This window comes from Streptomyces sp. NPDC030820 (assembly GCF_055572075.1).
In genome coordinates this window covers 360,410-374,710 of record NZ_JBVIEB010000010.1, presented here as the reverse complement: position 1 = coordinate 374,710, position 14,301 = coordinate 360,410, and the positions used below count along the sequence as shown (strand labels likewise).

The 14,301-nt window shown below is 69.9% G+C and carries 14 protein-coding genes; 6 read left to right on the top strand and 8 right to left on the bottom strand.

What is annotated here, in order from left to right; genetic code table 11:
• Window positions 1-10: 10 nt before the first annotated feature.
• The 4 genes from ACZ418_RS28185 to ACZ418_RS28170 form a co-directional block, all read right to left on the bottom strand.
• Complete coding sequence (locus ACZ418_RS28185) at window positions 11-361, bottom strand: hypothetical protein (RefSeq protein WP_468368270.1); 351 nt, start codon at window positions 359-361, stop codon at window positions 11-13.
• A gap of 155 nt (window positions 362-516) precedes the next feature.
• Window positions 517-1,284 carry an enoyl-ACP reductase FabI gene (fabI, locus tag ACZ418_RS28180; protein ID WP_468368268.1) on the bottom strand — a complete coding sequence of 256 codons (768 nt, stop codon included), beginning with the start codon at window positions 1,282-1,284 and terminating at the stop codon, window positions 517-519.
• Between the two features lie 5 nt (window positions 1,285-1,289).
• Entirely contained in the window at window positions 1,290-2,009 is a 720-nt protein-coding gene (gene fabG, locus ACZ418_RS28175) for a 3-oxoacyl-[acyl-carrier-protein] reductase (protein ID WP_453172279.1), read from the bottom strand.
• A 329-nt stretch (window positions 2,010-2,338) separates the two neighbouring features.
• Window positions 2,339-3,481, bottom strand: a complete 1,143-nt coding sequence (locus ACZ418_RS28170; protein ID WP_468368265.1) for an SEC-C domain-containing protein — start codon at window positions 3,479-3,481, stop codon at window positions 2,339-2,341.
• Window positions 3,482-3,638: 157 nt separating this feature from the next.
• On the opposite strand from ACZ418_RS28170, the gene ACZ418_RS28165 reads away from it, so the two are divergent.
• From ACZ418_RS28165 to tyrS, 3 genes are all read left to right on the top strand, one after another.
• Window positions 3,639-5,162: a TldD/PmbA family protein gene (locus ACZ418_RS28165; protein ID WP_468368263.1), complete on the top strand. Its 1,524-nt coding sequence runs from the start codon at window positions 3,639-3,641 to the stop codon at window positions 5,160-5,162.
• Window positions 5,159-6,553 carry a metallopeptidase TldD-related protein gene (locus ACZ418_RS28160; protein WP_468368260.1) on the top strand — a complete coding sequence of 465 codons (1,395 nt, stop codon included), beginning with the start codon at window positions 5,159-5,161 and terminating at the stop codon, window positions 6,551-6,553. The genes ACZ418_RS28165 and ACZ418_RS28160 overlap by 4 nt, the downstream gene beginning before the upstream one ends.
• Window positions 6,554-6,619: 66 nt before the next feature.
• Window positions 6,620-7,888 carry a tyrosine--tRNA ligase gene (tyrS, locus tag ACZ418_RS28155; protein WP_468368258.1) on the top strand — a complete coding sequence of 423 codons (1,269 nt, stop codon included), beginning with the start codon at window positions 6,620-6,622 and terminating at the stop codon, window positions 7,886-7,888.
• Window positions 7,889-7,954: 66 nt separating this feature from the next.
• On the opposite strand, the gene ACZ418_RS28150 is transcribed toward tyrS, so the two are convergent.
• Window positions 7,955-8,242 (bottom strand): GlsB/YeaQ/YmgE family stress response membrane protein, encoded by a 288-nt coding sequence (locus ACZ418_RS28150; protein WP_468368255.1) that lies wholly within the window; start codon window positions 8,240-8,242, stop codon window positions 7,955-7,957.
• Between the two features lie 201 nt (window positions 8,243-8,443).
• Here ACZ418_RS28150 and ACZ418_RS28145 point away from each other — a divergent pair, with 201 nt between their 5' ends.
• Both ACZ418_RS28145 and ACZ418_RS28140 read left to right on the top strand, forming a co-directional pair.
• Window positions 8,444-8,836 (top strand): DUF3099 domain-containing protein, encoded by a 393-nt coding sequence (locus ACZ418_RS28145; protein WP_468368253.1) that lies wholly within the window; start codon window positions 8,444-8,446, stop codon window positions 8,834-8,836.
• A 226-nt stretch (window positions 8,837-9,062) separates the two neighbouring features.
• Window positions 9,063-9,281 (top strand): hypothetical protein, encoded by a 219-nt coding sequence (locus ACZ418_RS28140; protein WP_468368250.1) that lies wholly within the window; start codon window positions 9,063-9,065, stop codon window positions 9,279-9,281.
• Here the strand turns inward: ACZ418_RS28140 and moaA are convergent.
• The 3 genes from moaA to ACZ418_RS28125 all read right to left on the bottom strand — a co-directional run bounded on the left by moaA (window position 9,278) and on the right by ACZ418_RS28125 (window position 12,395).
• On the bottom strand, window positions 9,278-10,267 hold the full coding sequence (gene moaA, locus ACZ418_RS28135; RefSeq protein ID WP_468368247.1) for a GTP 3',8-cyclase MoaA: 990 nt from the start codon (window positions 10,265-10,267) through the stop codon (window positions 9,278-9,280). The genes ACZ418_RS28140 and moaA overlap by 4 nt on opposite strands.
• A 155-nt stretch (window positions 10,268-10,422) precedes the next feature.
• Complete coding sequence (locus tag ACZ418_RS28130; protein WP_468368244.1) at window positions 10,423-12,042, bottom strand: solute symporter family protein; 1,620 nt, start codon at window positions 12,040-12,042, stop codon at window positions 10,423-10,425.
• Window positions 12,039-12,395, bottom strand: coding sequence for a DUF485 domain-containing protein (locus ACZ418_RS28125; RefSeq protein WP_468368241.1), 357 nt, complete (start codon window positions 12,393-12,395; stop codon window positions 12,039-12,041). Before ACZ418_RS28125 ends, ACZ418_RS28130 begins: the two co-directional genes overlap by 4 nt.
• Window positions 12,396-12,655: 260 nt before the next feature.
• Here ACZ418_RS28125 and ACZ418_RS28120 point away from each other — a divergent pair, with 260 nt between their 5' ends.
• On the top strand, window positions 12,656-14,182 hold the full coding sequence (locus ACZ418_RS28120) for a S8 family peptidase (RefSeq protein ID WP_468368239.1): 1,527 nt from the start codon (window positions 12,656-12,658) through the stop codon (window positions 14,180-14,182).
• Window positions 14,183-14,301: the final 119 nt, after the last annotated feature.

The window sequence follows — 14,301 nt, the reverse complement described above, 5'->3', positions numbered from 1 at the left end:
ACCAGCCGCTTCAGTGCTCGTTCTGGTGGCTGATCCAGACCGAGCGGACTTCCTTCCAGCACCGGCCCGTCAGCCGTACGGTCATGGCGGGTCCGGTGTCCACCGGTGCGCTGTCGGTGTCGATGTCCCACCAGCGGGCGCACTCGATGTGCAGACGCACGCGATCGGTGTCGACATAGGGATTGTGGCAGTAGGCCACCACATGGGAGCCGTGGACGGTCGTACGGCAGGCGGCCCCGAAGAGGCTCGGCGCGGGGGGCTTTCCGTCGTCCACGCGCGCGTAGGGGATCGCGTCGTACGGCAGGAAGAGCACGAGGGCCACGGCCACGGTCACCGGGGCCAGGCTTCGGGACAGGCGCACAACGGGACCTCCTCGGCCGGGCTGGGGAGGGACGCGTGAGGTGAACGCTCCATCCAGGGTGAGCCGCCCGGGCCGCGGGGCGCCCGGCAGGTGGGCCGAACGGGTGACGCCCCGCTTCCCGCGCGCTGCGGGAAACGGGGCGTCGGGTACGAGGATCAGGCGCCGATGGCGTGCAGACCGCCGTCGACGTGGATGATCTCGCCGGTGGTCTTCGGGAACCAGTCGCTCAGCAGGGCGACGATGCCCTTGCCGGCCGGCTCCGGGTCCTTCAGGTCCCACTCCAGCGGGGAGCGGGTGTCCCACACGGAGGCCAGCTCGCCGAAGCCCGGGATGGACTTGGCGGCCATGGAGCCGATCGGGCCCGCCGAGATGAGGTTGCAGCGGATGTTCTGCTTGCCCAGGTCGCGGGCGATGTAGCGGCTGGTGGCCTCCAGGGCGGCCTTGGCCGGGCCCATCCAGTCGTACTGCGGCCAGGCGAACTGCGCGTCGAAGGTCAGACCGACGACCGAGCCGCCGTTCTGCATCAGCGGCAGGCAGGCCATGGTGAGCGACTTCAGGGAGTACGCCGAGACGTGCATGGCGGTGGCCACCGACTCGAACGGCGTGTTGAGGAAGTTGCCGCCGAGCGCGTCCTGCGGCGCGAAGCCGATGGAGTGCACGACGCCGTCGAGGCCGCCCAGCTCCTCGCCGACGAGGTCGGCCAACCGGCCGAGGTGCTCGTCGTTGGTGACGTCCAGCTCGATGACCTTGGTGGGCTTCGGCAGCTTCTTGGCGATGCGCTCGGTCAGCGTGGGCCGCGGGAACGCCGTCAGGATGATCTCCGCGCCCTGCTCCTGGGCCAGCTTGGCCGCGTGGAAGGCGATGGAGGACTCCATCAGCACGCCGGTGATCAGGACGCGCTTGCCCTCGAGGATTCCGCTCATGGTGATCAGTGACCCATTCCCAGTCCGCCGTCAACGGGGATGACGGCTCCAGTGATGTACGAGGCGTCGTCCGAGGCGAGGAACCGCACCGTCGCGGCGATCTCCTCCGGCTGCGCGTAGCGGCCGAGCGGCACCTGCGAGACGATGTTCTGGCGCTGCTCGTCGCTGAGCACCTTGGTCATGTCGGTGTCGACGAAACCGGGCGCGACGACGTTGAAGGTGATGTTGCGCGAGCCCAGCTCACGGGCGAGGGAGCGCGCGAAGCCGACCAGGGCGGCCTTGGAGGCGGCGTAGTTCGCCTGGCCCGCCGAGCCGAGCAGGCCGACGACGGACGAGATCAGGATGACGCGGCCCTTCTTGGCGCGGAGCATGCCGCGGTTGGCGCGCTTGACGACACGGAAGGTGCCGGTGAGGTTGGTGTCGATGACCGAGGTGAAGTCCTCCTCGGACATGCGCATCAGGAGCTGGTCCTTGGTCACACCGGCATTGGCGATCAGTATCTCGACCGGACCGTGCTGCTCCTCGATCTCCTTGTAGGCCTGCTCCACCTGCTCCGGGTCGGTGATGTCGCACTTGACGGCCAGGCAGCCCAATTCCGTCAGGGCGGCCGGCGGCTCACCCGAGCGGTACGTGATCGCGACCTTGTCGCCGGCGTCGGCGAACGCGCGGGCGATGGCGAGGCCGATGCCCCGGTTTCCTCCGGTGACGAGAACCGAGCGGCTCAACGGATCACCCTTTCGATAGCGGTCTGCAGATGTCGGACAACCCGCCCGGACACCTGGATGACAGGCGGCTTCATCGGAAACCTATCGGTACTGCCGGGCGCGTGGGCATTCGGGCACCGACAGTGGCGGGCGGTAGTCACTGTCGGGTTTCTACAGTCGATCGGGGTCCCTACGGTCTCCACGAAGCCGAGCGTGCTGGTGGCGAGTGGCTGAGTGGCGCGTTGGCCGAGGAAGGCGTCCAACTCGGCCCAGTGGCTGCGCCGGGTCATCCAGGTGACCAGCGCCGACGAGTCGCCTCGCCCTTGTCCGGCAACGGCCCGAGGCGCCGATCACCGGTTCGCAGGGTTCCCGCAGCACTTCTTGTACTTACGTCCGGAACCGCACCAGCAGAGGCCGTTGCGTGGCGGGGGCCAGTCGTGGGCCTGGCCCGTGCGAGCCAGTTCCGCCGCGTACGCGGACCGCGCGGCCGGTGTGTGGGGGGACCCGCCCGTTTCGCGCACGTGCGCGTCAAGACCGCTCACCGTTGCCCGGCCGACCGCCAGGCGGCTGCCGCCCTGGTCCGACAGGTCCCGCAGGGTGCGCTCGACCTGCCGCAGATGGGCGGCATGGTCATCGCCGTACGCATCCACGGCGGACGGCCAGCGCTGCAGCATGCGGTCGAACTCCTCCCGCGGCCAGAACAGCACGCACGTCGCCTGGGGGCCGGTGCGCACCGCCCGGTCCTCGGCAATCGCGTCCGCGAGCTCCGCGAACTCTGCCTCCAGGGCATCGGGACCGCCCTCCGCCAACCTCGCAAGTCGGACGGGATCGTGCAGTATGTCCAGGGGGTGCATCCGCCCCTGCAGGGGCGATGCGCGCCGCTCGTGCAGCTCATCCGCCACATCGTCCCAGTCGTCGTGCGGCTCGCCGAGCAGACGCCGCACCCGGTGGCGGCCGATGAGGAGCGTCTCCACGTCAAAGCCGTCGGAAGAGTCCTCCACCGCGTCGGCCGTCACCGTCGTACCGGCGCCCAGGACGTGTGTGATGCCCGCCGTGTACCACTCGGCCGCCGTCGCCGTCTCGTGCGCGGACTCGAAGACCTCGGCGACGAACATCCAGGCGCCCCCGTCCCGGGGATGGCGCTTGCGGAACGCTGCGGCCGCCGCGCGGGCCTCGTCCCGGCGCCCGGCGTCCCACAACGCATTGATGCGCAACGCGTCCACAAGATCGGGCTCCCGGCTTCCCTCACCCAGCGGGTCCAGCAATCGTTCGTACAGCGCGACCGCGCGCTCGTGCTCGCCCGCGTCGCTCCACGCCTCGGCCGCTTCCCGCAGCAGGTCCTCCCGCTCCTCGGGGTGCTGCTCGGCCAGCCGCTCGAACTCCGCAGCGGCCTGCGTGGGAGTGGGCGTCGGGCGTGGCGGACGCAGAGCGGTGGCGCGCCCGCTCCTGCGCCTCATCCTGTTCTTGCCCGCTTTACCGTGCTTGCCGACCATGGGCTCACCGTAGTGCCGTCGGAGTCGAGCGCGCCGGGGAGTCGTGTGTGCGCTCCGGCCGGAGACCCCCGTGCTTTTTCGGGAGAACCCTGGGAGTGAGACGTGATTCACTGCCTGCGACGGTCATCACAGGCGAGCACCGAAGGGATTCCCACCCGTGCCCCATGAAATCGATCAGTCGTTCCTGGCACTCCCCCTACGCGCCCTCGCCGACGCCGCTCTGGCACGCGCGCGTGCGCTCGGGGCCGAGCACGCGGACTTCCGGTTCGAGCGGGTGCGCAGCGCGTCCTGGCGGCTGCGGGACGCCAAGCCCGCCGGGTCGTCGGACACCACCGACCTCGGGTACGCGGTGCGGGTCGTGCACGGCGGTACGTGGGGCTTCGCCTCCGGTGTGGACCTGACCATGGATGCGGCTGCCAAGGTGGCCTCGCAGGCGGTGGCCATGGCCAAGCTGTCCGCGCAGGTCATCAAGGCCGCCGGGTCCGATGAGCGGGTGGAGCTGGCCGACGAGCCGGTGCACGCGGACCGCACGTGGGTGTCGTCGTACGAGATCGACCCGTTCTCCGTGCCGGACGAGGAGAAGGCCGCGCTGCTGGCGGACTGGAGCACGCGACTGCTGACCGCCAAGGGCGTCAACCACGTGGACGCCTCCCTGCTCACCGTGCACGAGAACAAGTTCTACGCCGACACCGCCGGGACCGTGACCACCCAGCAGCGGGTACGGCTGCATCCGCAGCTGACCGCCGTGTCGGTGGACGAGTCCAGCGGCGAGTTCGACTCGATGCGGACCCTCGCGCCGCCGGTCGGGCGGGGCTGGGAGTACCTGACCGGCACCGGCTGGGACTGGGACGACGAACTGGAGCGGATCCCGGAGCTGCTCGCCGAGAAGATGCGGGCGCCGAGCGTGCAGCCGGGCCTGTACGACCTGGTCGTCGACCCGTCCAACCTGTGGCTGACCATCCACGAGTCCATCGGGCACGCGACGGAACTGGACCGGGCGCTCGGCTACGAGGCCGCCTACGCCGGCACCTCCTTCGCCACCTTCGACCAGCTGGGCAAGCTGCGTTACGGCTCCGAGCTGATGAACGTCACCGGCGACCGCACCGCCGAGCACGGCCTGGCGACCGTCGGGTACGACGACGAGGGCGTCGAGGCACAGTCCTGGGACCTGGTGAAGGACGGCACGCTGGTCGGCTACCAGCTGGACCGGCGGATCGCCCGGCTCACCGGGTTCGACCGCTCCAACGGATGCGCGTACGCCGACTCCCCCGCGCATGTGCCGGTGCAGCGCATGGCCAACGTCTCGCTCCGGCCGGACCCGGCGGGCCTGTCCACGGAAGGCCTGATCGGCAGCGTCGACCGGGGCATCTACGTGGTCGGCGACCGGTCCTGGTCGATCGACATGCAGCGGTACAACTTCCAGTTCACCGGGCAGCGCTTCTTCAGGATCGAGAACGGGCGGATCACCGGTCAGCTGAAGGACGTGGCGTACCAGGCGAACACGACCGACTTCTGGGGCTCGATGACCGCCGTGGGCGGTCCGCAGACCTATGTCCTCGGCGGCGCCTTCAACTGCGGCAAGGCCCAGCCGGGGCAGGTGGCCTCGGTGTCGCACGGGTGCCCGTCCGCCCTCTTCAGGGGCGTCAACATTCTGAACACCACGCAGGAGGCCGGTCGATGAGCGCCCGTACGAACAAGCCGCACGAGATCGTCGAGCAGGCGCTCGCGCTGTCCCGGGCCGACGGCTGTGTCGTCATCGCCGACGAGCACTCCACGGCCAACCTGCGCTGGGCGGGCAACGCGCTCACCACGAACGGCGTGACGCGCGGCCGTACGCTCACCGTGATCGCGACCGTGGACGGCAAAGAGGGCACCGCCTCCGGGGTCGTCTCGCGCTCGGCGGTCACCGCTCAGGAGCTGGAGCCGCTGGTGCGGGCCGCCGAGACCGCGGCGCGCGGTGCAGGGCCCGCCGAGGACGCACAGCCGCTGGTCGGCGGGGTGCCGCAGTCGCCGGACTTCACGGACGCGCCCGCCGAGACCTCCTCCGCGGTCTTCGCCGACTTCGCCCCGGCGCTCGGCGAGGCGTTCGCACGCGCGCGTGCGGGCGGCCGTGAGCTGTACGGCTTCGCCAACCACGAGCTGGTGTCGACGTACCTGGGCACGTCCACCGGGCTGCGCCTCAGGCACGACCAGCCCACCGGGACGCTGGAGGTGAACGCCAAGTCGCCCGACCGCACCCGCTCGGCGTGGGCGGGCCGCTCCACGCGGGACTTCAAGGACATCGACCCGGGTGCGCTCGACGCCGAGCTGGCCGTACGGCTCGGCTGGGCCGAGCGGCGCGTGGAGCTGCCCGCCGGCCGGTACGAGACGCTGCTGCCACCCACGGCCGTCGCGGACCTGCTGATCTACCAGCTGTGGTCGGCATCGGGCCGGGACGCGGCCGAGGGCCGGACGGTGTTCTCGAAACCGGGCGGCGGCACCCGGGTCGGCGAGAAGCTCGCCGAGCTGCCGCTGACCCTGCGCAGCGACCCGAACGAGCCGGGCCTGGAGTGCCCGCCCTTCGTGGTGGCCCACTCCTCCGGCGGGGACCAGTCCGTGTTCGACAACGGGCTGCCGACCCACACGACGGAGTGGATCGGCGAGGGTGTGCTCAAGCACCTGACGACCACGCGGCACAGCGCGGGCCTGACCGGGCTGCCGGTCGCCCCGGTCCTCGGGAACCTGATCCTGGACGGCGGGAACGACCGCTCGCTGGAGGACATGGTCGCGGCCACCGAGCGCGGGCTGCTGCTGACCTGCCTGTGGTACATCCGCGAGGTGGACCCGGCCACGCTGCTGCTCACCGGTCTGACCCGGGACGGCGTCTACCTCGTGGAGAACGGCGAGGTGACGGGGCAGGTGAACAACTTCCGGTTCAACGAGTCGCCGGTGGACCTGCTGCGGCGGGCCACGGAGGCGGGCCGTACGGAGAAGACGCTGCCGCGCGAGTGGAGCGACTGGTTCACCCGGGCCGCGATGCCGGCGCTGCGGATCCCGGATTTCAACATGAGCTCTGTCAGCCAGGGCGTATAACCTCGTAGGCGTTCGTGGTCGGGTGTCACCCGACTGCCCGAAGATCATCAAGGAGACACGAGAACCGTGACGGACATCGTCGACGAGCTGAAGTGGCGTGGGCTCATCGCCCTCTCCACGGACGAGGACGCACTGCGCAAGGCGTTCGCGGACGGCCCCGTCACGTTCTATTGCGGCTTCGACCCGACCGCGCCCAGCCTGCACCTCGGCAACCTGGTGCAGATCCTCACGATGCGTCGCATCCAGGAGGCCGGTAACCGGCCGCTGGCGCTGGTCGGCGGCGCCACGGGTCTCATCGGCGACCCGAAGCCGACGGCCGAGCGCACGCTGAACGCGCCGGAGGTCGTGGCCGGCTGGGTGGACCGGCTGCGCGCCCAGATCGAGCCGCTGCTGCACTTCGACGGGCCGAACGCCGCTGTCATGGTCAACAACCTGGACTGGACCCAGGGCCTGTCGGCCATCGAGTTCCTGCGGGACATCGGCAAGCACTTCCGGGTCAACAAGATGATCGCGAAGGAAGCCGTCTCCCGGCGGCTGAACTCCGATGCGGGCATCAGCTACACCGAGTTCAGCTACCAGATCCTGCAGGGCATGGACTTCCTGCAGCTCTACCGGCGGTACGGCTGCACCCTGCAGACGGGCGGCAGCGACCAGTGGGGCAACCTCACGTCGGGCACGGACCTCATCCACCGGGTCGAGCAGGACGCCGTGGTGCACGCGCTGGGCACCCCGCTGATCACCAAGGCGGACGGGACCAAGTTCGGCAAGACCGAGTCCGGCACGGTCTGGCTCGACCCCGAGATGACGACGCCGTACGCGTTCTACCAGTTCTGGGTGAACGCGGACGACCGTGACGTCTCGAAGTTCCTGCGCATCTTCAGCTTCAGGTCCCGGGAGGAGATCGAGGAGCTGGAGCGGCAGACACAGGAGCGGCCGCAGGCCCGGGCCGCGCAGCGTGCGCTCGCCGAGGAGCTGACGACGCTGGTGCACGGCGCGGACCAGACGGCCGCGGTGGTCGCCGCGTCGCGCGCCCTGTTCGGGCAGGGTGAGCTGGCGGAGCTGGACGGCCGGACGCTGGCGGCGGCGCTGTCCGAGGTGCCGCACATCCAGGTCGCCGAGCTGGGTCCGGTGGTCGACCTGTTCGCCGAGGTCGGGCTCGTCGCCAGCAAGTCCGCTGCGCGGCGGACCGTGAAGGAGGGCGGGGCCTACGTGAACAACGTGAAGGTCGGCTCCGAGGACGCGGTGCCCTTGTCCGGGGATCTGCTGGACGGGCGGTGGCTGGTGCTGCGGCGGGGGAAGAAGAACCTGGCCGCGGTGGAGGTCGTTTCCGCTTAGCGCCGTGGGGGCGTGGGGAGAACACAGCCCCGCGCCCCTTTCGGGGCGTCCCCGCTCAGCGGGTTTTCACGCCCCGGCTCTCTCCTGCTTCCGCTTGCCCAGCGTCGCCATGTACAGGGCGTCCACCGCTGCGACGATGATGATCGCCGCCACGAGCTGGAAGGCGTGCCGGGTCCAGTCGATGCCGGGGGTCGCCGCCACGCCGACGGCGCGGGCGACCGCGTTGCCCACGATGGCGCCGAGCATGCCGCAGATGGTGGTCAGCCAGAGCGGGCTGTGCTGCTTGCCCGGGATGACCGCCTTGGCGATCAGGCCCAGCACGAATCCCACGATGACGGCCCACAACCAGCCCATGGCTGCCTCCTCGTACGGCTCGACGTGAGCATTACGGCCAGTGTGGGTCGGTGGGCCGTACGGCGCATGTCGGGTTCCCCCGTGCGCGGTACGGCCGGTGGCGTTACCGCAGGCAGCGGGCGACCCGGTCTCGTGGGCGGCGCAGCCGCGGCGTAACGTAAAGGGTCGGGGAGAGCCGATGTGGGCGGATGGTGGAATGTGATGCGGAAACAGCACGGCGGCAACGTCCAGGTGTTCCGGATCACCGGAGCCCGGACGGGACTCGCCGAGGACGTACGGGGCCGGCAGCGGAGGTACGTCATCTCGATGACGATCCGCACGGTGTCGGTGATCCTCGCGGTCTCCCTGTGGAACGTCGAACGGTACGTCGCCGTCGTGGCGCTCGTCGCCGGAGCGCTGCTCCCCTATATCGCCGTGGTGATCGCGAACGCCGGCCGGGAGCGGCCGCCGTCCCTTCCCTCCACGTTCATCACCGCTCCGACGCGGCCGATGATCACGCCGCCGCGGGCGGAGGAGGCGCATGCGGAATCCGTACCGGAGGATGCGGCGGCTCATCCGACGGGGGCGGGTGGCGAGCGGTCCGACCCGATGTGACCGTTGCCGATACGACGGAAGCGGAACGCCGTCGCCCGTCAAGCTCAAGAAAAGCTCAGATCGATCCTGTAGTTCCAGTGCCGGGCGATGGGGTAGCCGTGACATACTGCGTACGCGCTCCGCATCCCCCGTCGGAGCGACGGACCGACGCCGGGCAGCTCCCCCCGTGGCTGCTCGGCGTCGCCTTGTTCCGGCCCTTTCTGTACGACGAACCGAAGACGAACCCGTGAGTGACGAGACGCCGATCTGCTCCGCCAAGGGCTGCCGTGCCGCTGCCGTGTGGGTGCTGGCGTGGAACAACCCGAAGATCCACACGCCGGAGCGGCGCAAGACGTGGCTCGCGTGCGAGGAGCATCGCGAGCATCTTTCGCAGTTCCTCGGGGTACGGGGTTTCCTGAAGGACGTCGTGAAGTTCGCCGACTGGGAAGACCCTGCAGGAGCCTAGCCGCCGATCGCCGACATCGGCCGGTCCGGCTGCACGAACGAGGGGTCGTCCAGGCCCGCTCCCGCCTTCTTCCCCCACATCGCCAGCTTCCAGATGCGGGCGATCTCCTCGTCGGGGGCGTCGCTGCGGAGAGCCGCCCGCAGGTCCGTCTCCTCCGTCGCGAAGAGACAGGTGCGTATCTGCCCGTCGGCCGTGAGGCGGGTGCGGTCGCAGGCCGCGCAGAAGGGGCGGGTGACCGAGGCGATGACGCCGACCCGGTGCGGGCCGCCGTTCACAAGCCAGCGTTCTGCCGGGGCCGAGCCGCGCTCGTCGGCGCCCTCGGGGGTGAGGTCGAAGCGGGTGCGCAGGGAGGCCAGGATGTCCCCGGCGGTGACCATGCCCTCGCGCTTCCAGCCGTGCTGGGCGTCCAGCGGCATCTGCTCGATGAACCGCAGTTCGTAGTCGTGCTCCACGGCCCAGGCCAGCAGGTCGGGGGCCTCGTCGTCGTTCACGCCCGGCATCAGGACCGAGTTGACCTTGACGGGGGTCAGACCGGCCTCGCGGGCGGCCTCAAGGCCTGCGAGGACGTCCTTGTGGCGGTCGCGGCGGGTCAGGGTCTTGAAGACGTCGGGGCGGAGGGTGTCCAGGGAGACGTTGACCCGGTCCAGGCCGGCCGCCTTCAGCGCGGTCGCGGTGCGCTTGAGGCCGATGCCGTTGGTGGTGAGGGACATCTGCGGGCGGGGGGCGAGGGCCGCGACGCGCTCGACGATGCCGACCAGGCCGGGGCGCAGCAGGGGCTCGCCGCCGGTGAAGCGGACCTCCTCGATGCCGAGCATCCGCACGGCGATGTCGACGAGGCGGACGATCTCGTCGTCGGTGAGCAGATCGGGCTTCGCCAGCCACTGCAGGCCCTCCTCGGGCATGCAGTACGTGCAGCGCAGATTGCAGCGGTCGGTCAGCGAGACCCTCAGGTCGGTGGCCACCCGGCCGTAGGTGTCGATGAGCACGTGGGCCCCCTCCCTCGATCCCGGATCACTTATTTTCCGTCACTGCGAGAGTACGTGACACCACTGACAACGACAGCGGCCCGATCCGACGAGGTGCGGCACGGCCGCGTCGTAGGACCGTACAGTCCCTGTACGACGCGGCCGTCGTACGAATGTCAGTGCGCCCCGGTGCCGGTCAGGGACCGCACCTCCAGTTCGGCGTACTTGCCGGCGTCCGGGACCTCCTTGGACAGCAGGGTGCCCACGACGCCGAGCAGGAACCCGACCGGGATGGAGATGATGCCGGGGTTCTCCAGCGGGAACCAGTGGAAGTCGACGCCGGGGAACATCGAGGCCGGGCTGCCGGAGACCACCGGGGAGAACAGCACCAGGCCGACCGCGGTGACCAGGCCGCCGTAGATCGACCACAGGGCGCCCGAGGTGGTGAACCGCTTCCAGAACAGGCTGTAGAGGATGGTCGGCAGGTTGGCGGAGGCGGCGACCGCGAAGGCGAGGGCGACCAGGCCGGCCACGTTCAGGTCACGGGCCAGGGCGCCGAGGAGGATGGAGACCGCGCCGATGCCGACGGTCGCCCAGCGGGCCGCGCCGACCTCCTGCTTCTCGGTGGCCTGCCCCTTCTTGATGACGTTGGCGTAGATGTCGTGGGCGAAGGAGGACGACGAGGCCAGGGTGAGGCCCGCGACGACCGCCAGGATCGTCGCGAAGGCGACGGCCGAGATGGTGGCGAGCAGGATCGCGCCCCAGTTGGAGTCGACGCCGCCCAGATGCAGCGCAAGGAGGGGTGCCGCGGTGTTGCCCGCCTTGTTGGAGGCGATGATCTCGGCCGGTTTGATCAGCGCGGCGGCGCCGAAGCCGAGTGCGAGGGTCATCAGGTAGAAGGTGCCGATCAGGCCGATCGCCCAGATGACCGACTTACGGGCGGCCTTTGCGGTCGGGACCGTGTAGAAGCGGATCAGGATGTGCGGCAGGCCCGCGGTGCCGAGGACCAGGGCGAGGCCGAGCGAGATGAAGTCCAGCTTGGTGGTGCCGGTGGCGCCGTACTTCAGACCGGGCTCCAGGAACGCCGAGCCCTTGCCGCTGTTGTCGGCGGCCTTGCCGAGCAGGTCGGAGACGTTGAAGTGGAACTTCAGCAGGACCAGGAAGGTCAGCAGCAGGGCGCCCGCGATCAGCAGCACCGCCTTGACCATCTGGACCCAGGTGGTGCCCTTCATGCCGCCGATGGTGACGTAGACGATCATCAGCACGCCGACCAGGGCGACGATGCCGATCTTTCCGCCGTCGCTGGTGATGCCGAGCAGGAGCGAGACGAGGACGCCCGCGCCCGCCATCTGGGCCAGCAGGTAGAAGATCGAGACCACGATGGTGGAGGTGCCGGCGGCCGTGCGGACCGGCCGCTGGCGCATGCGGTAGGCCAGCACGTCGCCCATGGTGTAGCGGCCGGAATTGCGCAGCGGCTCGGCGACCAGGAGCAGGGCGACGAGCCAGGCGACGAGGAAGCCGATGGAGTACAGGAAGCCGTCGTAGCCGAACAGGGCGATGGCGCCGGCGATACCGAGGAAGGACGCGGCGGACATGTAGTCGCCGGAGACGGCGAGTCCGTTCTGGAAGCCGGTGAACTGGCGTCCGCCGGCGTAGAAGTCGGCGGCGTTCTTCGTCTGGCGGCCCGCCCAGACGGTGATGACGAGGGTCGCGGCGACGAACACCGCGAACAGGGTGACGATCAGCGTCCGGTGGTCGCTCGCCTCGCCGGCGGCCAGCGTGATCGCGGGGCTCATGCGCCGCCCTCCATCCGGGACTTGATGGCCTCCGCCTTGGGGTCGAGCTGGGTGGCGGCGTGCCGTGCGTACCACCAGGCGATGAGGAAGGTGGTGAGGAACTGGGCGAGGCCCAGGACGAGGGCCACATTGACGTTGCCGGCCACCTTGGTGCCCATGAAGCCGCCCGCGTAGTTGGAGAGCAGCACGTACAGCAGGTACCAGGCGGTGAAGGCGACGGCCAGCGGGAAGGCGAACGAGCGGTGGGCGCGGCGCAGTGCGCCGAACTCCGCGCTCTGCTGCACCTCGGCGAACTCCTCGGTGGAGGGAAGTGGGGCCCCCGGTGTGGCGGGGGGCGGTGTCTCGGTGGCCACGGGGTCTCCTCGCGTTGCGGAAGCGATGACGAACGGGGCGCTCGATCGTGCTGGCGCTCCCTGCCCAAGGTCCACGGCGCCACGCAAGGACCGGTTCAAGTCCTATGAGTTGTTTCGCAAGCGGTCTTGTTGAGCCATTGCCAAGTCATTGCTGAGCGGTGAGCCGTGGGGTTAGGTTCTGCCTGCACCACGCGTCATGCACCTGCCCGAGCACCATCTGTGTCTCGGGCGGTTTCGTATCCGGATGATGTGGAGATCCCATGGTTCATCTGCGTTCCAGACGCCGGCTCGCGCTCGCCGTGCCCGTCGTGCTGTCGCTGACCGCCTCGCTCGGCTTCCTGCCGGCGGCGGCCTCCGCGGCGCCCGACGCGGTCGGGGCGGCGCGGGTGGCGGACGGACCGAACCTCGCGTACGTGGTCAACACCCGTACGGATCACCGTACGATCGAGTCCGTGCAGCGGGAGATCCTGCGCAACGGCGGCTCGGTGGTGGCCAGTTACGACAGGATCGGCGTGATCGTCGCCCACTCCGCGAACCCGGACTTCGCCGCGCTGATGCGTGCGGTGCGCGGGGTGGACTCGGCGGGCGCCACGCGTACCGCGCCGCTGAGTGCCACGGGGACGACCGACGAGGGTGCGGTGCAGCTCCTGTCGAAGGCGGAGGCCGCGAAGCTCGCCCAGGCCGCGGCCCCGGGCGAGGAGCCCCTGGAGGCGGACCAGTGGGACCTGCGGGCGATCGGCGCCGACCAGGCCGCGCGGATCGACCCGGGCAGCAGCAGCGTGACCGTCGGTGTCATCGACACGGGCGTGGACGACACCCACCCGGACATCGCCCCGAACTTCTCCGCCTCGCAGTCGGCGAACTGCGTGAGCGGCAAGGCGGACACGACGTACGGCGCGTGGCGCCCGGCGGACGCCGCCCACTACCACGGCACCCATGTGGCCGGCGAGATAGCCGCGGCCCGCAACGGCATAGGCGTGGCCGGTGTGGCGCCGGGCGTGAAGGTCGCGAGCATCACGGTGGCCCAGCCGGACTCGACGCAGCTGTTCTACCCGGAGAGCGTGGTCTGCGCTTTCGTGTTCGCCGCCGACCACGGCATCCAGGTCACCAACAACAGCTACTACGTTGATCCGTGGCTCTACAACTGCATGGATGATCCGGATCAACGTGCCATCGTTGACGCGGTCAACAGGGCACAGCTTTATGCACAGAGCAGGGGCACGCTCAATGTGGCCTCCGCGGGCAACTCCAACGACGACCTGGACGCGCACGCGCTCACGGACGCCTCCAGCCCCGACGACTCTACGGCCACGACCCGCACGGTCGACCCGCACGAGTGCTTCGACGTGCCGACCCAGCTGCCCGGTGTGGTGACGGTGAGCGCGGTGGGCGTGAAGGGCGCCAAGTCCTACTACTCCAGCTACGGCCTGGGCGTGATCGACGTGGCGGGGCCGGGCGGCGACAAGTACCAGATCCCGGACACGCCGTCGAAGAACGGCCGCATCCTGTCCACGCTGCCGAACAACCAGTACGGCTTCCTGCAGGGCACTTCGATGGCGTCCCCGCACGTGGCCGCGGTGGCCGCGCTGCTGAAGTCCGCCCATCCGAACGCCACTCCGGCCGAGCTGCAGGCCCTGCTGAAGGCCGAGGCGGACAACCCGGGCTGCCCGAGCGAGCCCTACGACGGCAACGGTGACGGGGTCGTGGACGCGACCTGCGTCGGCGGCAAGCGCGTCAACGGCTTCTACGGCTTCGGCGTCGTCAACGCGCTGCGCGCAGTCAAGTAGCCGGTCAAGTCACCGCGCAACCGCGGTGACCAAGTATGGCCCGGTCAGGGGTGGGTGGCGGGAGCGTGCTCCGGCCACCCACCTGTTACTGCACGATCGGCCAGAGTTGATTCAATCAA